General features: G+C 65.1%; 19 protein-coding genes. 13 read left to right on the forward strand and 6 right to left on the reverse strand.

The window, feature by feature from the left end; genetic code table 11:
• Nucleotides 1–110 precede the first annotated feature (110 nt).
• From AC07X4_RS13785 to coaD, 4 genes are all read left to right on the forward strand, one after another.
• A complete protein-coding gene (locus tag AC07X4_RS13785; protein WP_056065955.1) occupies nt 111–1,544 on the forward strand; it encodes a M16 family metallopeptidase in 1,434 nt (477 codons plus the stop codon).
• 22 nt (nt 1,545–1,566) lie between these two features.
• Complete coding sequence (locus tag AC07X4_RS13790; RefSeq protein ID WP_494740376.1) at nt 1,567–2,925, forward strand: M16 family metallopeptidase; 1,359 nt, start codon at nt 1,567–1,569, stop codon at nt 2,923–2,925.
• On the forward strand, nt 2,922–3,629 hold the full coding sequence (gene rsmD, locus AC07X4_RS13795) for a 16S rRNA (guanine(966)-N(2))-methyltransferase RsmD (RefSeq protein ID WP_494740377.1): 708 nt from the start codon (nt 2,922–2,924) through the stop codon (nt 3,627–3,629). Before AC07X4_RS13790 ends, rsmD begins: the two co-directional genes overlap by 4 nt.
• A gap of 120 nt (nt 3,630–3,749) precedes the next feature.
• A complete protein-coding gene (coaD, locus tag AC07X4_RS13800) occupies nt 3,750–4,256 on the forward strand; it encodes a pantetheine-phosphate adenylyltransferase (RefSeq protein WP_494740378.1) in 507 nt (168 codons plus the stop codon).
• A 111-nt stretch (nt 4,257–4,367) separates the two neighbouring features.
• On the opposite strand, the gene AC07X4_RS13805 is transcribed toward coaD, so the two are convergent.
• Nucleotides 4,368–5,318, reverse strand: a complete 951-nt coding sequence (locus AC07X4_RS13805; RefSeq protein ID WP_494740379.1) for a LysR family transcriptional regulator — start codon at nt 5,316–5,318, stop codon at nt 4,368–4,370.
• 121 nt (nt 5,319–5,439) lie between these two features.
• On the opposite strand from AC07X4_RS13805, the gene lysA reads away from it, so the two are divergent.
• A complete protein-coding gene (lysA, locus tag AC07X4_RS13810; protein WP_488844116.1) occupies nt 5,440–6,684 on the forward strand; it encodes a diaminopimelate decarboxylase in 1,245 nt (414 codons plus the stop codon).
• A gap of 329 nt (nt 6,685–7,013) precedes the next feature.
• Here the strand turns inward: lysA and AC07X4_RS13815 are convergent, their stop codons facing one another.
• From AC07X4_RS13815 to AC07X4_RS13830, 4 genes are all read right to left on the reverse strand, one after another.
• The gene (locus AC07X4_RS13815) at nt 7,014–8,027 is read right to left on the reverse strand and encodes an NAD(P)H-dependent glycerol-3-phosphate dehydrogenase (RefSeq protein WP_494740380.1); all 1,014 of its coding nucleotides are present in this window, start codon (nt 8,025–8,027) and stop codon (nt 7,014–7,016) included.
• Between the two features lie 52 nt (nt 8,028–8,079).
• Nucleotides 8,080–8,538 (reverse strand): protein-export chaperone SecB, encoded by a 459-nt coding sequence (gene secB, locus AC07X4_RS13820; protein WP_056065935.1) that lies wholly within the window; start codon nt 8,536–8,538, stop codon nt 8,080–8,082.
• Between the two features lie 108 nt (nt 8,539–8,646).
• Nucleotides 8,647–8,904: a glutaredoxin 3 gene (gene grxC, locus AC07X4_RS13825; RefSeq protein WP_015015481.1), complete on the reverse strand. Its 258-nt coding sequence runs from the start codon at nt 8,902–8,904 to the stop codon at nt 8,647–8,649.
• A gap of 78 nt (nt 8,905–8,982) precedes the next feature.
• On the reverse strand, nt 8,983–9,390 hold the full coding sequence (locus AC07X4_RS13830) for a rhodanese-like domain-containing protein (RefSeq protein WP_494740381.1): 408 nt from the start codon (nt 9,388–9,390) through the stop codon (nt 8,983–8,985).
• An 87-nt stretch (nt 9,391–9,477) separates the two neighbouring features.
• Between AC07X4_RS13830 and gpmA the strand changes: the two genes are divergently transcribed.
• From gpmA to AC07X4_RS13850, 4 genes are all read left to right on the forward strand, one after another.
• Complete coding sequence (gpmA, locus tag AC07X4_RS13835; protein ID WP_494740382.1) at nt 9,478–10,221, forward strand: 2,3-diphosphoglycerate-dependent phosphoglycerate mutase; 744 nt, start codon at nt 9,478–9,480, stop codon at nt 10,219–10,221.
• Between the two features lie 122 nt (nt 10,222–10,343).
• Nucleotides 10,344–11,780, forward strand: coding sequence for a S41 family peptidase (locus tag AC07X4_RS13840; RefSeq protein ID WP_056065928.1), 1,437 nt, complete (start codon nt 10,344–10,346; stop codon nt 11,778–11,780).
• Between the two features lie 105 nt (nt 11,781–11,885).
• Nucleotides 11,886–12,635, forward strand: a complete 750-nt coding sequence (locus AC07X4_RS13845) for a HesA/MoeB/ThiF family protein (RefSeq protein WP_494740383.1) — start codon at nt 11,886–11,888, stop codon at nt 12,633–12,635.
• A gap of 112 nt (nt 12,636–12,747) precedes the next feature.
• Complete coding sequence (locus AC07X4_RS13850; RefSeq protein ID WP_099732203.1) at nt 12,748–13,185, forward strand: response regulator; 438 nt, start codon at nt 12,748–12,750, stop codon at nt 13,183–13,185.
• A 125-nt stretch (nt 13,186–13,310) separates the two neighbouring features.
• Here the strand turns inward: AC07X4_RS13850 and AC07X4_RS13855 are convergent, their stop codons facing one another.
• Nucleotides 13,311–13,943, reverse strand: a complete 633-nt coding sequence (locus AC07X4_RS13855) for a response regulator (RefSeq protein ID WP_056065924.1) — start codon at nt 13,941–13,943, stop codon at nt 13,311–13,313.
• A 122-nt stretch (nt 13,944–14,065) separates the two neighbouring features.
• On the opposite strand from AC07X4_RS13855, the gene AC07X4_RS13860 reads away from it, so the two are divergent.
• From AC07X4_RS13860 to AC07X4_RS13875, 4 genes are all read left to right on the forward strand, one after another.
• On the forward strand, nt 14,066–15,472 hold the full coding sequence (locus AC07X4_RS13860) for a sensor histidine kinase (RefSeq protein ID WP_494740384.1): 1,407 nt from the start codon (nt 14,066–14,068) through the stop codon (nt 15,470–15,472).
• Nucleotides 15,473–15,810: 338 nt separating this feature from the next.
• Entirely contained in the window at nt 15,811–15,975 is a 165-nt protein-coding gene (locus AC07X4_RS13865; RefSeq protein ID WP_010463174.1) for a DUF1328 domain-containing protein, read from the forward strand.
• Between the two features lie 77 nt (nt 15,976–16,052).
• On the forward strand, nt 16,053–16,445 hold the full coding sequence (locus AC07X4_RS13870; protein ID WP_494740385.1) for a hypothetical protein: 393 nt from the start codon (nt 16,053–16,055) through the stop codon (nt 16,443–16,445).
• Nucleotides 16,446–16,615: 170 nt separating this feature from the next.
• Nucleotides 16,616–16,933 carry a BON domain-containing protein gene (locus tag AC07X4_RS13875; RefSeq protein ID WP_056066545.1) on the forward strand — a complete coding sequence of 106 codons (318 nt, stop codon included), beginning with the start codon at nt 16,616–16,618 and terminating at the stop codon, nt 16,931–16,933.
• The last annotated feature ends 142 nt before the right edge of the window (nt 16,934–17,075 follow it).

Below are 17,075 nucleotides of genomic sequence, written 5' to 3' on the forward strand. Positions count from 1 at the left end.
GTGCGCCTACCGGCTGGGCCGGGGCGGGCACATCGGTGGGGGCGGGCGAAGGAGCGGGCTTTTTCTTGAAAAAACTGAACATTGGCGGGTTCTTAGAATCACCCCATTCTATGAAACGCGCTTTCACCCTACTGGGCCTGCTGGCCTGCCTCTCGTCCGGGGCTGCCTTTGCGGCAACCACCCCGGTGTCTCAACCCTCCACCACGCCGTCCGCCACGGCCTCTGGCGCGCAGCAGTTCACGCTCAAAAACGGCATGCAGCTCATCGTGCAGCCCGACCGCCGCGCCCCGACGGCGGTGCACATGGTCTGGGTGCGTGTGGGCTCGATGGACGAGGTGGACGGCACCTCGGGCGTGGCCCATGCGCTGGAGCACATGATGTTCAAGGGCACCAAGTCCCTGCCGCCGGGTGAGTTCTCGCGCCGCGTGGCGGCGCTGGGCGGGCGGGAGAACGCATTCACCAGCCGCGACTACACCGGTTACTACCAGCAGATCCCGTCCAACCGGCTGGAGGACGTGATGAAGCTCGAATCGGACCGGTTTGCCAACAACCACTGGCCCGACGAGGAGTTCAAGAAAGAGATCGAGGTCGTCAAGGAGGAGCGCCGCCTGCGCACCGAAGACCAGCCCCGGGCCGTGCTGGCCGAACAATTGTTTGCCGCCACCTTCAATGCGTCGCCCTACCGCCGCCCCATCGTGGGCTGGATGAGCGACCTGGACGCGATGACGCCTGATGACGTGCGCGCCTTCCACCGCCAGTGGTACACCCCCACCAACGCCGCCGTGGTGGTGGCGGGCGATGTGGATGTGGCCCAGGTGCGTGCGCTGGCCGAAAAGTATTACGGCAGCCTGCCCGTGCACGCGCTGCCCGCGCGCAAACCGCGCACCGAGCCCGAGCAAAAGGGCCTGCGCCGCATTGCCGTCAAGGCCCCGGCAGAGCAGGCCTATGTGGCCCTGGCCTTCCGCGCGCCCAGCCTGGACCGCGTGGACAACCTCACCGACGAAGACCGCGACGCCCTCGCGCTGATGGTGCTGTCGGCCGTTTTCAATGGCTATGACGGTGCCCGGCTGGACCGCGCACTGACCCAGGGGCCCAACCGCGTGGCCGACAGCGCCAGCAGCTCCGCCATGGTCACCGGGCGCGGACCCAGCCTGTTCATGCTCAGCGGCGTGCCCGCTGCGGGCAAGACCGCCCAACAGGTCGAAGACGCGCTGCGCGCCGAGGTGACCCGTGTGGCCAAGGATGGGGTGAGCGAGGCCGAGCTGAACCGCGTGAAGACGCAATGGATCGCCTCCACGGTGTACGAGCGCGACTCGGTGATGAGCCAGGCGCAGGAACTGGGGGGCAACTGGGTGCAGGGCTTTCCGCTGGACGCCAACGAGCGCCTGCTGGCCCTGCTGCGCACCGTGACCCCGGCGCAGGTGCAGGCCGTGGCTGCCAGGTATTTTGGCGACGACCAGCTCACCGTGGCAACGCTGCTGCCCCAGCCCCTGGACGCCCCCCGCGCCCGTCCCCAGCTGCCCCCAGGCGCTGCCATCCGCTGAACCCGCCCTGCGGAAACTGCCCATGATTACTATCAAAAACATAGCTGTCCGTGCTTTATGCACTAGCGCTATCGCCCTTTTTTCCTCCAATTCGGCCTGGGCGCTGCTGCCCATTCAGCACTGGACGGAGCCGGGCGGCGCCAAGGTCTATCTGGTCGAAAGCCCGGTCATCCCCATGGTGGACGTGCAAATCGACTTTGACGCTGGCACGCGCCGCGACCCGGCGGGCCAGTCCGGCCTGGCCAACGCCGTCGCCGCCATGGCCAGCAAGGGCGTGAAGGCCGGGCGCGACGCCAGCGCCGAGCCCGCGCTGGACGAAAACGGCCTGGGTGAGGCCTGGGCCGATCTGGGCGCCAGCTTTGAAGCCAATGCCGACAACGACACGCTGCACTACGTGCTGCGCTCGCTGACCGACCCGCCGCTGCTGGAGCGCGCTGCACGGCTGGCAGCCCGCCAGATTGCCGAGCCCACGACGACTGACGACGTCTGGCAACGCGACCGCGCCCGCTGGAGCGCCAGCCTGAAAGAAGCCAACACGCGCCCCGCCACCGTGGCCAACCATGCGTTCGCCGCTGCGGTGTATGGCAGCCACCCCTATGGCGTGCGTACCACCGAAGAGACGCTGGCGCGCATCGGCGTGGCCGACATGCAGGCCTTTCACGCGCAGTACGTGGCCGCCTGCCGCGCCAAGGTCAGCATCGTGGGCGCCGTATCGCGCGCCCAGGCGCAGACGCTGGTGGCTACGCTGCTGTCGCGCCTGCCTGCCAGTGCGGGCTGCGCACCGCTGCCGCCCGTGGGCGAAGTGGCGGCGCTGACGGCACCTGCCGAGAAGGCCATTCCGTTTGCCTCGGCCCAGGCCCACGTGCTGATCGGCCAGCCGGGCTTTCAGCGCCGCGACCCGGACTTCCTCGCGCTGCTTGTGGGCAACCACATCCTGGGCGGCGGTGGCTTTGTCTCGCGACTGACCCACGAGGTGCGCGAAAAGCGCGGCCTCTCCTACAGCGTCTACAGCTACTTCGCCCCCGGCCTGCACGCCGGGGCCTTCACCGTGGGCTTGCAGACGCGCCCCGACCAGGCCGCCCAGGCAGTGCAGGTCTCGCGCGACGTGATCGCCCGCTTTGTGGCCGAAGGCCCCACCGAGGCCGAGCTGCGCGCCGCCAAGGCCAATCTCATCGGCGGCTTTGCATTGCGCATCGACAGCAACAAGAAGCTGCTGGGCAACGTGGCCAACATCGCCTGGAACGACCTGCCCCTGGACTACCTGGACCAGTGGGCCAAAAAGGTCGAGGCCCTGACGGTTGCCGATGTGCGCACTGTCATGGCCCAAAAGCTGCAACCCGGCCGCATGGTGACCGTGGTGGTGGGAGGCAAGCAGCCATGAGCCGATCGACCCTGCGCGGCAGCGCCATCACCGCCGAAATCCGCAAGGCCCAGGCCGCAGCCGCTGTGGCCCCTGTGGACCCCAAGACCATCAAGAAAAACGCCAAGGACAAAGCTGCGGCGGCTGCCGCCCCCAAGGGCGCGGGCGAAATCCGCATCATCGGTGGGCAATGGAAGCGCACCCGCCTGCCCGTGGCGCAGCGCCCCGGCTTGCGCCCCACGCCCGACCGGGTGCGCGAAACGCTCTTCAACTGGCTGGGCCAGGACCTGAGCGGCTGGCGCTGCCTGGACGCTTTTGCGGGCACCGGTGCGCTGGGGCTCGAAGCCGCTTCGCGCGGCGCCGCGTCGGTACAACTGGTGGAAAGCGATGCTGCACTGGTGGCCCAGCTGCAGGTGCTGCAGGCCAAGCTGCAAGCCAGCGCCGTGCGTGTGCAGCGCGGCGACGGCGTGGCCGCCCTCAAGCAGGCCGCGCCCGCCAGTGTGGACCTGGTGCTGCTGGACCCGCCGTTTGACGGCGAGCTGTTTGCACCTGCTTTGCAGGCCGCTGCCAAGGCCGTGGCCGCCCAGGGCTTTATCTACCTCGAAGCGCCCCGCGCCTGGACGGACGAGGAGCTGGCCGGCAGCGGCCTGGCCGTGTACCGGCATCTGAAGGCTGGCGCCGTGCATGCGCACTTGCTGCGCCCTGTGGCAGCCACCACAGAATGAGCCAACGCCGGTTCATGTTGCACTGCACTGCATAATGCGCGCACGCGGCCCGGCGGGCCCTGCGGGGAGCGCCCCGGGGGCCGGGGCCAACGTCAATCGCCAGACAGGAGACAACCAGCCATGGCCCAGAACGTGCTCGCCGTGTACCCCGGAACCTTTGACCCCATCACGCTGGGCCATGAAGACGTGGTGCGCAGGGCCACCCAGTTGTTTGAACGTGTGATCGTGGCCGTGGCGGCGGGCCACCACAAGAAGACCCTGTTCTCGCTGGAAGAGCGCATCGAGATGGTGCGCGAGGCCGTGAAGATGTATCCCCAGGTGCAGGTCGAGCCCTTCTCGGGCCTGCTGCGCGACTTTGTGGTGTCGCGCGGCGGCAAGGCCATGGTGCGTGGCCTGCGCGCCGTGACCGATTTTGACTACGAGTTCCAGCTGGCGGGCATGAACCGCAGCCTGATGCCGCAGGTGGAGACCGTGTTCCTGACCCCCAGCGACAAGTACCAGTTCATCAGCAGCACCTTTGTGCGCGAGATTGCGGTGCTGGGTGGCGAGGTGACCAAGTTCGTGTCGCCCTCCGTCGAAGAGCGGCTGGCGGTCAAGGTGCGCAGCCTGGCGGCGCCGGGGAGCTGAGGACACGTCCGAAACGCACCCAGAGCCTCGGTTGTGGCTCTTTTGTGCCGATAGCGCTAGTGCAATATGCCTTTGCTGCTATCAAAATTATAGTTTGTAGATTCTGTAGCATCAGTCCATGGCGGGCGGCAGCTGCGTTGCAATGGCCTGGGCCTGCGCGCGCAGGGCCTCCAGCATGGGCACCACCTCGGGCAGGGGCGGGCGGTACAGCGGCAGCAGCGCCGTCACGCTGAACGGGATGGAAAACGCCAGCCGCCGCAGCACCAGCCGCTCGCTGGCGGCGGCCAGGGCGGTGACCGGGTTGACGATGGCGATGCCCAGACCCTGCTCGACCATGGCGCACACCGCGGCGGCACTGTGGGTTTCCACGCGCAGCGTGCGCTTTACGCCCGCCTCGGCAAACCGGGCGTCGATCAGGCGGCGGTAGGGGTCGTCGGCCGAGAGGCTCACAAAAAATTCACCGGCAAAGTCGCCGAGTTGCAGCACCGGCTGGCGTGCCAAAGCGTGGTGGGCGGGCAGCACGGCCACCTCGTCCAGGGTCAGCAGCACCTCCGCTCGCGTGCCGGGCGGGGCGGTGGTCTGCTCGCACAGGCCCAGGTCAAAGCGCTGGGCACTCATCCATTCTTCGAGCAGGGGCGATTCCTGTGGCGTGACAGATAAGCGCGTTGTGGAGTGTGCCTCGGAGTGCGACCGCATCAGCCGTGCCGCCGCGCCCGGCAGCAGCGCATGGGCCAGCGCGGGCAGGCACAGCACCGACAACTGCACGGCCCCCGACCGGCCCAGCGCCACGGCCCGGTCCACCACACGCTCCAGCCCCTGCCACGAGCGCTGTACCTCGTCCCACAGCGCCAGCGCCCGGGCGTTGGGGCGCAGTCGGCCCTGCACGCGCTCGAACAGGGCATAGCCCAGCAGCGATTCGAGCCGCGCCAGCTCGCGGCTCACCGTGGGTTGCGAGCTGTGCAGCAAGTCGGCGGCACCGGTGGCGCTGCCTGCGGTCATCACGGCGCGGAAGACCTCGATGTGGCGGTGGGTGATGCGGTGGGCCAGGGGGGGCTCGGTCATGCCAGTCATATGCAGAGCATATCCATATTGAATGGATGGCGTAAATCAAAGCATTCGACTGAATACATGGATGGCGGCATCATCCGCGCATCGTTCACGCCTTCTGTCTTTGGAGCCTCCCATGTCCAACCCTTTCTCCCCCGCCCAGCTCTGGGCCCTGGCTGACCAGTTTGGCACCCCGCTGTGGGTGTATGACGCGGCCACCATACGCCAGCGCATTGCGCAGGTGTCCAATTTCGAGACCATCCGTTTTGCGCAAAAGGCCTGCTCCAACATCCATATCCTGAAGCTCATGCGCGAGCAGGGCGTGAAGGTGGATGCCGTTTCGCGCGGCGAGATCCTGCGTGCGCTGGCGGCGGGCTATGTGGCGGGTGGCGAGCCTTCGGAGATCGTCTTCACCGCCGACCTGTTCGACGCCGCCACGTTGGACTGCGTGGTGGAGCACGGCGTGCCCGTGAACGCAGGCTCCATCGACATGCTGCACCAGCTGGGCGCGCGTTCGCCCGGCCATGCGGTGTGGCTGCGCATCAACCCCGGCTTTGGCCACGGCCACAGCAACAAGACGAACACGGGTGGCGAGCACAGCAAACACGGCATCTGGCACACCGACCTGCCTGCGGCGCTGGATGCGATCCAGCAGCACGGCCTGAAGCTGGTGGGCCTGCACATGCACATCGGCTCGGGTGTGGATTACAGCCACCTGCAGGAAGTGTGTGGCGCCATGGTCAACCTGGTGCGCACGGCGCATGCGGCGGGGCATGACCTGCACGCCATCTCGGCCGGTGGTGGTCTGTCCATCCCCTACCGCAGCGGCGACCCCGTGGTCGACACGCAGCATTACCACGGCCTGTGGGACGCCGCGCGCCAGCAGGCCGAGGCCATCGTGGGCCACAAGCTCGGCCTGGAGATCGAGCCCGGCCGCTTCCTGGTTGCCGAATCGGGCGTGCTGCTGGGCCAGGTGCGCGCCACCAAGAACGCGGGCAACAACCACTTTGTGCTGGTTGATACCGGCTTCAACGAACTCATGCGCCCGTCCATGTACGGCAGCTACCACGCCATGAGCGTGCTGCGCCGTGATGGTTCCACCGCAGCCGAGCAGCCCACGGTGGTGGCGGGCCCGCTGTGCGAGTCGGGCGACGTGTTCACCCAGGGCGACGGCGGCGTGGTGCTGCCGCGCGACCTGCCCGCCGCGCAGGTGGGTGATCTGCTGGTGATCCACGACACCGGGGCGTACGGCGCCAGCATGTCCTCCAACTACAACACGCGGCCTTTGATTGCCGAGGTGCTCGTGGATGGCGGCCAGGCCCGCCTGATCCGCCGCCGCCAGACGGTGGACGAGCTGCTGGCGCTGGAGTTGGGGCTGTAAGCCAGGCCGCAGCGCTGCTCAGGGGCGCCGCGGGCCGAGCCGGCAAGAGGTGCGGGTAGGTGAGGGCCTACGGGTTTGGGGTGCAAAGCCGGACAAGCACCAGCCGGGGTGAGAAATACAGTGAAACCACCTGAACTTCTCACCTTTCAAGGAGATCCCCATGCCTCTCATTGCCTGGCTACTTGGCGTCCCGCTGTCGGTTGTGCTGCTGCTGATGCTGTTTGGGGTGTTTTGAATCCACCCGCGGAGCGCATTGCATCAGCGCCACCAAACAAAAGGCCCCTGTGGAATTCCGCAGGGGCCTTTTGTTTTGGGCATCACTATTGGGGTCATATCAGCTCGGACGCGGGCCCGCGCCCCATCAGCGTGACGACCGCATCGGCCGGCGTGAGCTGGCCATCCAGCAGCGCCACCACCGCGCGGGTGATGGGCATGTCCACCCCCAGCTGGGCCGCCCGCTGCGCCACGGTGCGGGCGCTGTAAACGCCCTCGGCCACATGGCCCAGCGACTCGACGGCCTGCGGCAGGGTTTTGCCCTCGGCCAGCAGCATGCCCACGCGCCGGTTGCGCGACAGGTCGCCGGTGGCGGTCAGCACTAGGTCGCCCAGGCCGGACAGGCCCATGAAGGTGTCGGGCCGCGCGCCCAGCGCCAGGCCCAGCCGCGTCATCTCAGCCAGGCCGCGCGTGATGAGTGCGGCGCGGGCGTTGAGACCCAGCGCAAGCCCGTCGCACAGGCCGGTGGCAATGGCCAGCACGTTCTTCACCGCGCCGCCCACTTCCACGCCCACGATGTCTTCGTTGGCATACACGCGCACGCTCGGGCTGTGAAAGGCGTTGACCAGCGCATCGCGCACCTGCGCATGGGGGCTGGCAGCCACCAGGGCGGTGGGCTGGCCCAGCGCCACTTCTTGGGCAAAGCTGGGGCCGCTAAATACGCCTGCTATCAGTTCAGGAGCTACCAGGGCTTGTACTTCATGCGCCAGCAGCCCAAAAGACCTGGAATTGCCAGCGGTTGCAGCCTCAAAGCCCTTGCACAGCCAGGCCACAGGGGCAGCGCAGCCATGCAAGGCCTGCAGCATGCCGCGCAAAGCCGCCATGGGCGTGGCAACGATGACGAGGTCGGCCCCGGTCCACAGCGCAGCAAAGTCGCCATGGGCCAGCGTGAGGGAGGGGGGGAGGGTGATGCCCGGCAGGTAACGCGCGTTCTGCCGCTGCGTCTGCATCTGGGCCGCCTGGGCGGCATCGCGCGCCCACAAGGTGACGGCACGGCCTGCGGGGTGCTGGGCGGCACTCATGGCCACCGCTGTCCCCCAGGCCCCAGCGCCCAATACTATGATTTTCATAGCTGTATGCGCTTATTCATCCAGCACTACAGGCAAAAATGCCTGTAAATGCTTACTGCGTGATGATGGGCGAGGCCTGGCCTGCGGCCTGGGCTTGCTGCTGCTCGTACATGGCCTGGAAGTTGATTTCGGCCAAGTGCACGGGCGGGAAGCCAGCGCGGTTGATCACGTCGGCCACATTGCCGCGCAGATAGGGGTACACGATCTGGGGGCAGGCGATGCCCATGATGGGGCCCATCTGGTCTTCGGGCACGTTGCGGATTTCGAAAATGCCGGCTTGCTTGGCTTCGACCAGGAACACAGTCTTGTCCTTGATCTTGGTCTGCACGGTGGCGGTCACAGCCACTTCAAAGATGCCTTCGGCCACGGGGGTGGCTTCCACGCCCAGCTGGATGTCCACGCTGGGTTGCTCTTGTTCGAGCAGGATGGCGGGGGAGTTGGGCTGCTCCAGCGACATGTCCTTGAGGTAGACGCGCTGGATCTGGAACACGGGGTTTTCTTGGTCGGCCATGGTGAAGTCTCTTTGCTCTTACGAAATTGCTAGCAAAACAAAACCCGCCGGGGAGCAGCTCCCGCAGCGGGCACATGGGGCTGCATTATGCAGCGCCCAGACAGGGGGTCAGGCGCCGAGCAAGGGCATCAGCTCGCCACGGCTGTCCAGCGCCACCAGATCGTCGTGGCCACCCACATGGGTGTCGCCGATGTAGATCTGCGGCACCGTGCGGCGGCCGGTGATTTCCATCATGTGGCTGCGCGCGGCGGGGTCGGTGTCGATGCGGATCTCCTCGATCTGCTCCACGCCCTTGGACTTGAGGATCTGCTTGGCCCGGATGCAATAGGGGCAGACGGCGGTGGTGTACATCTTCACGGGTTGCATGGCGAACCTTCCTCTTTCTTCCTGTGGGACTGAAAAACCAGTCGCAAGACTAGCGCTGACCGAATAACTGGGGGCGGATCAGGCTTTTTCCACAGGCAGGCTGGCTTCGCGCCAGGCCTTCATGCCACCAGCGAGTGCCTGGGCGTTGTCGTAGCCCAGTTTTTTGGCAATGGCGACGGCGCGGTTGGCGCGTGCGCCGCTGGCGCACACCAGCACCACGGGCAGGGCCTTGTTCTTGACCACGGTGGGCAGGCGCTCTTCGAGCTGGGACACGGGCACGTTCTTGGCGCCAGTCACGTGGCCGGTGGCGAATTCCTCGGCTTCGCACACGTCGATGACCACCGCTTTTTCGCGGTTGATGAGCTGCACGGCGCGTGCTGGCGTCAGCGAACCGCCACTGGCGTTCTTGAGGACCGGCCACAGCAACATGCTGCCCGAAGCCAGTGCAACGAGGAACAGATACCAGTTATCAATAATGAATTTCACGAAGCTTCCTTGGGTTGGCGAACAGCGTAATTCTAGAATGCTGGGTTTTGGCCCGCATTTTTTTGACCTGCCTTTCCTGGGGAAACCATGTACAAGCTCGTTCTGATCCGCCACGGCGAATCCACCTGGAACCTTGAAAACCGCTTTACCGGCTGGACCGATGTGGACCTCACGCCCACCGGTGTCTCCCAGGCCATGTCGGCCGGCAAGCTGCTCAAGGCCGAGGGCTACGAGTTCGATCTGGCGTTCACCAGCGTGCTCAAGCGCGCCATTCACACCCTCTGGTACGCGCTGGACGAAATGGACTGCACCTGGCTGCCCGTGGCCAAGGACTGGCGCCTGAACGAGCGCCACTACGGCGCCCTGCAGGGCCTGAACAAGGCCGACATGGCCAAGCAGTATGGTGACGAGCAGGTGCTGGTATGGCGCCGCAGCTATGACACGCCCCCGCCAGCGCTGGAAGCCACCGACCCCCGCAGCGAGCGTGGTGACCGCCGCTACGCTGGGGTGGCTGCCGAGAATGTGCCCCTGACCGAGTGCCTGAAAGACACCGTGGCCCGCGTGCTGCCGTTCTGGAACGAGGCCATGGCGCCCGCCATCCGCTCGGGCAAGCGGGTGGTGGTGGCTGCGCATGGCAACTCCATCCGCGCGCTGGTGAAGTACCTGGACAACATCTCCGAGACCGACATCGTGGGTCTGAACATTCCCAACGGGATTCCACTGGTATACGAGCTCGACGCCGACCTCAAGCCCATCCGTCACTACTATCTGGGCGATGCCGAAGCGGCGGCCAAGGCCGCAGCCGCCGTGGCATCGCAGGGCAAAGCGTAAATCGCAGGTAAAGAGCGGGGAAAACCCCGCTTATCCCCGCCAAAGTGAGCATCCATGCGGAACTGCGGCGGGTTTGGCCCTTCCAAGGTGTATATTGGTTTCGAAGCGGTAAAAGGTGTTGTATGGGCCACAAACTCAAGATTGCAGGATGGGTATCGGTAGGCGTGGTGGCGGGTGCGCTCACCACGGTGTCACTGCAAACGGTGGCGCGTGGCGCCATGACGCCGTTGCCTCTCGAAGAAATCCAGCAGTTGTCCGCCGTGTTCGGCCTGGTCAAGACCGATTACGTCGAGCCGGTCGATGACAAGAAGCTCATCACCGACGCCATCTCCGGCATGGTCTCCAGCCTGGATCCGCACTCGCAGTACTTCGACAAGAAGTCCTTCAAGGAATTCCGCGAGGGCACTTCCGGCCGCTTCGTGGGCGTGGGCATCGAGATCACGCAGGAAGACGGCCTGATCAAGATCGTGTCGCCCATCGAAGGCTCGCCGGCCTTCCGCGCCGGCCTCAAGACCAACGACCTGATCACCAAAATTGACGAAACCGCCGTCAAGGGCCTGGCGCTGAATGACGCCGTCAAGCGCATGCGCGGCGAGCCCAGTACCAAGGTCACCCTCACCATCTTCCGCAAGGACGAGAACCGCACGTTCCCTGTCACCATCACGCGCGAAGAGATCAAGACCCAGTCCGTCAAGGGCAAGGTGATCGAGCCCGGTTACGCCTGGATCCGCCTGTCGCAATTCCAGGAGCGCACGGTGGATGACTTTGTGCGCAAGGTGGAAGAGGTCTACAAGCAGGAGCCCAACCTCAAGGGCCTGGTGCTGGACCTGCGCAACGACCCCGGCGGCCTGCTGGATGCAGCCGTGGCAATTTCTGCGGCTTTCCTGCCCGAGAACGTGACGGTGGTCACCACCAATGGCCAGCTGGCCGACAGCAAGGCCACCTACAAGGCTGCCCCCGACTACTACCAGCGCCGCGGCGGCGGTGATCCGCTCAAACGCCTTCCCGCGTCCCTCAAGGCGGTGCCGCTGGTGGTGCTGGTCAACGAAGGCTCTGCCTCCGCCAGCGAGATCGTGGCTGGTGCGCTGCAGGACCACAAGCGCGCCACCATCATGGGCAGCCAGACCTTCGGCAAGGGCTCGGTGCAGACCGTGCGTCCGCTGGGGCCTGACACGGGCATCAAGCTGACCACCGCCCGCTATTACACGCCGAGTGGCAAGTCGATCCAGGCCAAGGGCATCGTGCCCGACGTGATGATTGACGAGTCGGAAGAGGGCAACATCTTTGCCGCCTTGCGCATGCGCGAGGCAGATCTGGACAAGCATTTGAACAGCGGCCAGGGTGAAGAGAAGAAGGACGAAGCCCGTGAAAAGGCCCGTGAGGAAGCCCGCAAGCGCATGGAAGAAGAAGCCAAGAAGCCTGCGGCCGACCGCAAGGTGCCCGAATTCGGTTCGGACAAGGACTTCCAGCTGGTGCAGGCCCTCAACCAGCTCAAGGGTCGCCCTGTGCTGGTCAGCAAGACGCTGACAGAGCGCAAGGAAGAAAAGAAAGAGAATTGAGCCTTTCGCGCTCTGACCCCGGGCTGGATTTCGCGAGGAATCCAGCCTTTTTCATGTCCGCCTGTTTCACCGTTGATTTTTTGGCCGCTGCAGGCCAGCCTTCCCATGACCGATGACCAGCTCCTGCGCTATTCCCGCCACATCCTGCTCGACGAGGTGGGCATCGAGGGACAGGAGCGGGTGTTGGAAGCCCATGCTCTCGTCATCGGCGCTGGCGGGTTGGGGTCGCCCGCTGCGCTGTACTTGGCGTCCGCCGGTGTGGGCCACATCACACTCGTCGATGACGATGTGGTGGACCTGACCAACCTGCAGCGCCAGATTGCGCACACCACCCCGCGCGTGGGCAGTCCCAAGGTCCAGTCGGCGGCGCAGGCCATGGCCGACATCAACCCCGAGGTGCAGGTCACCGCACTGCAGGCCCGGGTGGATGCGGCGGCTCTCGACAGTCTGGTGCGCGATGCCACCGTGGTACTCGACTGCAGCGACAACTATGCGACCCGCCAGGCGGTCAATGCCGCGTGTGTGCGTCATAACAAACCCTTGGTGGCGGGGGCTGTGATCCAGTTCGATGGGCAGATCACGGTGGTGGACCCGCGCGATGCGCAGTCGCCTTGTTATGCCTGCATCTTCCCGCCGGATGCGGAGTTTGAAGAAGTCCGCTGCTCCACGATGGGTGTATTTGCTCCGCTGGTGGGTGTGGTGGGTGCGATGCAGGCAGCCGAGGCGCTCAAGCTCATAGCGGGTGTGGGGCAGTCGCTGGCGGGTCGGCTGCTGATGCTCGATGGCCGGGCTATGGAGTGGAGCACCATGCGCGTTCAGCGCCACGCCCATTGCAAGGTGTGTGTTGCACGGTAGGATTTTTCCTACATGGCCAGCGTGTTGTGGCTGGCAGAATCCGGCGCATGGAAGCCTTAAATTCAAGGCTAGGACAGCGTGACCCGCACTGTCCGTACACATGGACCCGCCCGTGAAACTGCGCACCTACATTGTTGAAGACAACGCGACCATCCGCGAGAACCTGATCGGAACTCTGGAGGAGTTGGCGTCTGTGGAAGCGGTGGGCGTGGCAGAAACCGAAGACGACGGTACGAACTGGTTGTCCTCGCACCCTGAGGAATGGGACTTGGCCATCGTGGATCTGTTCTTGCGCCAGGGCAGCGGATTGGGTGTGCTGGCTGCCTGCCGCACGCGGCGGCCTGGCCAAAAAATGGTGGTGCTCAGCAATTACGCCACGCCGGATGTGCGCATGCGCTGTGCGCAGCTGGGTGTGGATGCCGTGTTTGACAAATCCAACGAGATCGACGCGTTGGTGGACTACTGCGTACAGCACAGCAGCCCGGCCCACGGGCTGGAGGCCGGTAGCGGCGGCGGTGTGTCTGCCGCCTCATCGGGCGCATCCCAGTGACACAACCCGCCGCCGCGTGCGTGGGTGCATGCGGCAGTCGGGGTGCTTCTTTTTCCTTCTTTTTCAGCGCAAAAGCAAGACTTGCCTACGCCCGGCAGCGCCGGGCTCTGGCCAGATCCTGGATGTCAGTCGATCAGGCGATTTTTGAGTGCGTAGTAGGTCAGGTCGCTGTTGGACGAGAGGCTCATCTTTTCCATCAGGCGGGTGCGATAGGTGCTCACCGTTTTCACGCTCAGCGACAACGACTTGGCGATATCGCCCGCCGTCTCTCCCTTGGCCAGCTTCAGGAACACCTGGAACTCTCGCTCAGACAGCTGCTCGTGCGGTGGCGCATCGTCCTTGCGGTTGAGTTGCTGTGCGAGCAGTTCGGCCACGGCAGGCGTCAGGTAGCGGCGGCCCAGAGCAATGGTACGAATGGCCTCCACGATCTCCGACGGTTCGCACTCCTTGTTCAGGTAACCACTGGCACCCTGGCGGATCAGGTTGATCGCGTAGTGTTCTTCAGGGTAGCCACTCAGGATCAGAATGCCCATGTCGGGCGCCTTGGCGCGCAGCATGGCCAGCGCGTCCAGCCCGCTTTGGCCAGGCATCGACAGGTCCATCAGCAGCACATCGATTTCCTTGTTGCGCACCAGGTCGATGGCCTCGCGGCCATTGGCCGCCTCGCCTTCCACCCGCAAGTCCACGTGCTCGGACAAGAACTGCCGCAGCCCGGAACGAACAATCGCGTGGTCATCCACAATGCCAATCTTGATCATTGATGCTTCTTTCGAGGCGGCAGCAAAGGTGCTGCCGGTGTGTATTGAAGTCCAGGCGCTCGGCATGTCGTTGCATGGCTGGTGCTCCTGGCAGGTAACGGGTCATTATCCAGAATAAGCGTATGAATCTCCAAGAAAACACCCGGCGTTGGTTACCAAAAGTCCGACAGATGGCCTTGAGCCTGCCCATGGCGCTGTTGGCGGCCATGGTGCTGGTGGGCATCAATGAAACGGGGCACATGCGTTCGCAGGACGCGGTGGAACAACTGGCCCAGGGGCTGACCACGCGGGCCGATGTGAACAAGCTGCTGCAAAGCATGCTGGATGCGGAAACCGGCCAGCGGGGTTATCTGCTCACGGGCAACGAGACCTACCTGGAACCGTATGACAAGGCCGTAGCGACCGTGCAGACCAACCTGGATCGCCTGCGCAACCAGTTCATGACATCGCCCGAGGACATGCAGGAGTTCGCGTTGCTGTCGCGGCAGATCTCGCGCAAGCTGGCTGAGATGGAGCTCAGCCTGCGCCTGCGCCGCCAGGGCAACGAAGACGCATGGAAGTTTATTCTGAACACGGATGTGGGCAAGGAGCACATGGAGGCGATCCGCCAGCACGCGCAAGAGCTGATTGCCCGCAGCGACCAGCGCCTGCAACAGGGGCGCGAGCAGATCGAGCAGTCGCTGATGCTGTCGCGCATTGGCATTGCCACGGTCACTGCCATTGGCCTGCTGGCGTTCTACATGTACCTGCGCCAGACGCAGGCGGTTCAGACCGTCAACCTGCGCGAGCAAGAGGTGCTGGAGCGTGAGCGCGACCGCCTGGAAGGGCTGGTGCGCGACCGCACGGCCACGCTGTCCGAGTTGGCCAACCACTTGCAGGAGGTGCGCGAAGAAGAACGGGGCCATCTGGCGCGGGAACTGCACGACGAGCTGGGCGCGCTGCTGACGGCTGCCAAGCTGGATGTGGCGCGCCTCAAATCCAAGATCGATGCCACTGCGCCCGACATTGCCGAGCGCCTCAAGCACCTCACCGAAACGCTCAACAGCGGCATTGCGCTCAAGCGTCGCATCATCGAAGACCTGCGACCGTCGTCGCTGTCGAACCTGGGGCTCACCGCCGCGCTGGAGATACTGACACGCGAATACGCCGAGCGCGCAGGCATTGAGGTTGAGACCAGTCTGGAGGCCGTTCAACTGCCCGACGCAGCGCAGCTCACGGTGTATCGCATGGTGCAAGAGGCGCTGACCAACATCGGCAAGTACGCCAAAGCCAGCAAGGTGCTGGTGTCGGTGCACGGCTACCCCACGCATGTGGCGGTGCAGGTGCGCGACGATGGTGTGGGTTTCGACCCTGGCACCGTGCGCCCCACCTCGCACGGCTTGGCTGGCATGCGCCACCGGGTCGAGGCAGCGGGCGGGCGTCTCACGCTCACTTCGCGGCCTGGCAATGGCACCTTGTTGTCGGCCGTGCTGCCGCTGCCGCGCACCTCGTCGGAGCCGCGCCGCAACGCCGCTGCGCACGACGCCTGAGGCATACGCCGCCTTCTTTCTGCGTCTCCCTCATTCCCTGCATTGCGTGGCGCAGCGCATGCAGGCCCACGTGCGACACCCGCGGGCTATGGGCGCGCCATGCCCGGAGCCAGCGTCCCGTCGTGGCGTGCCTGCGCTGCAGCCGCTTGTGCGCGCTACCGTGCGCCCGGTCCGGCCAGTGCGCGCCGTCCTACACGACGCCCACTGCGCCGCCGACATGGGCGCGCGCCGCGCACCGGCATCCAGGGCACAAGTAGATACCTACAGTTGGTCCCAGGCGTTGAGGTTTTGGCGCCACCCGATCTGCCGGCAAGCCGGCCACCCATAAGGAGATGGAAATGTTGCACTACGCAGTTGTTTTTCTGGTGATCGCGCTGATTGCAGCCCTCTTCGGTTTTGGCGGTATTGCTGCCGGTGCCGTGGGCATTGCGAAGATTCTGTTCTTTGTGTTCGTGATCATGGCTGTGGTCACCTTCGTGCTGGGGCTCCTGAAAAAGGGGTGAGTCAGGCCGCAACGCCTGGACTGCTGCCCTTCACCCCCTCCCGCATCCCCGTACCCCATACCCCAAGGAGTTTCCCCATGAGCCTTCAGACCGCTACCGACAAAGTGACCCACGGTGTTCGCAACCTGGCCGATGACGTGCTGCAAAGCGCGCAGGACGCAGTGCAGACCACCCGGGCTGCCGCCGACCATTCGCTGGACAAGGCCGAAGAAAGCGTGCGCGCCCTGCGCCGCCAGACCGACCCGGCGATTGATGACCTGGCAGCCCGTGCACAGGACCTGGCTGCTCGCAGCATCGACTACTGCGCCGAGACCAGCGCGCGTGCACGCCGTCAGATCCAGCAGGCAGCCGAAGTCACCGGCAAGTATGTGGCCGAGCAGCCCGGCAAGTCGCTGGTCATTGCCGCTGCATCGGGGGCTTTGCTGGCCACCGTGGCGATGTGGATGTCCCGCCGGCGCAATGCATACTGAGGGCTAGCACACCGGTGTTTGCACGCTGGTGCCTCGCCCGCAGCGCCTGGCTATGCGCCAGCGCTGTCCTTTTTCCCACAGTCCGCCGGTCGCGGAGGGTGCAACAGACCGGTGGACTGAACATGTCCCAGCACCCGCGTTCCCAACCATTCTTGAACAAGGAAAACACCATGAAATACGCACGTGCCCTCGCTTTTGCCGCAGTTGCCGGTATCACCATCGTCACAGCCACCGGTTGCTCGGTGGCTCGCGAACAGCAAACAGTTGGCTCCTATGTGGATGACGCCGGCATCACCACCGCCGTGAAGGCCAAGATGGCCGAAGACAAGAACGTGTCTGCCACCTCCATCAGCGTGGAAACGCTCAATGGCACGGTGCAGCTGTCGGGCTTTGCCAAGTCGCAGGCTGAAAAGAACCAGGCCGAAAACATTGCGCGCAACACCAAGCATGTGCGCGAAGTGCGCAACAGCATCGTTGTGCGGCCCTGACCGGTAGGGCTGACGCCCTGCACCCGAGGCCCCACGCCCCTGGCGCAGTGGCTTCGATCCTGAAGCAGGCTCCGGGCATGTCCCGGGGCCTGCTTTTTTCATGGACCCATCCTGGCGCTGCAAAAGGGGGTCCGTGCGTTGT

This window comes from Acidovorax sp. GW460-11-11-14-LB4 (genome assembly GCF_059423685.1).

What these genes read in the sequence shown, in the direction of transcription:
- AC07X4_RS13860 (WP_494740384.1), top strand. Translation starts at nt 14,066, where the DNA reads ATGAATCTCCAAGAAAACACCCGGCGTTGGTTACCAAAAGTCCGACAG.
- AC07X4_RS13875 (WP_056066545.1), top strand. Translation starts at nt 16,616, where the DNA reads ATGAAATACGCACGTGCCCTCGCTTTTGCCGCAGTTGCCGGTATCACC.
- secB (WP_056065935.1), bottom strand. Translation starts at nt 8,538, where the DNA reads ATGGCCGACCAAGAAAACCCCGTGTTCCAGATCCAGCGCGTCTACCTC.
- lysA (WP_488844116.1), top strand. Translation starts at nt 5,440, where the DNA reads ATGTCCAACCCTTTCTCCCCCGCCCAGCTCTGGGCCCTGGCTGACCAG.
- gpmA (WP_494740382.1), top strand. Translation starts at nt 9,478, where the DNA reads ATGTACAAGCTCGTTCTGATCCGCCACGGCGAATCCACCTGGAACCTT.
- AC07X4_RS13815 (WP_494740380.1), bottom strand. Translation starts at nt 8,027, where the DNA reads ATGAAAATCATAGTATTGGGCGCTGGGGCCTGGGGGACAGCGGTGGCC.
- coaD (WP_494740378.1), top strand. Translation starts at nt 3,750, where the DNA reads ATGGCCCAGAACGTGCTCGCCGTGTACCCCGGAACCTTTGACCCCATC.
- AC07X4_RS13785 (WP_056065955.1), top strand. Translation starts at nt 111, where the DNA reads ATGAAACGCGCTTTCACCCTACTGGGCCTGCTGGCCTGCCTCTCGTCC.
- rsmD (WP_494740377.1), top strand. Translation starts at nt 2,922, where the DNA reads ATGAGCCGATCGACCCTGCGCGGCAGCGCCATCACCGCCGAAATCCGC.
- AC07X4_RS13865 (WP_010463174.1), top strand. Translation starts at nt 15,811, where the DNA reads ATGTTGCACTACGCAGTTGTTTTTCTGGTGATCGCGCTGATTGCAGCC.
- AC07X4_RS13805 (WP_494740379.1), bottom strand. Translation starts at nt 5,318, where the DNA reads ATGACCGAGCCCCCCCTGGCCCACCGCATCACCCACCGCCACATCGAG.
- grxC (WP_015015481.1), bottom strand. Translation starts at nt 8,904, where the DNA reads ATGCAACCCGTGAAGATGTACACCACCGCCGTCTGCCCCTATTGCATC.
- AC07X4_RS13845 (WP_494740383.1), top strand. Translation starts at nt 11,886, where the DNA reads ATGACCGATGACCAGCTCCTGCGCTATTCCCGCCACATCCTGCTCGAC.
- AC07X4_RS13840 (WP_056065928.1), top strand. Translation starts at nt 10,344, where the DNA reads ATGGGCCACAAACTCAAGATTGCAGGATGGGTATCGGTAGGCGTGGTG.
- AC07X4_RS13790 (WP_494740376.1), top strand. Translation starts at nt 1,567, where the DNA reads ATGATTACTATCAAAAACATAGCTGTCCGTGCTTTATGCACTAGCGCT.
- AC07X4_RS13870 (WP_494740385.1), top strand. Translation starts at nt 16,053, where the DNA reads ATGAGCCTTCAGACCGCTACCGACAAAGTGACCCACGGTGTTCGCAAC.
- AC07X4_RS13855 (WP_056065924.1), bottom strand. Translation starts at nt 13,943, where the DNA reads ATGATCAAGATTGGCATTGTGGATGACCACGCGATTGTTCGTTCCGGG.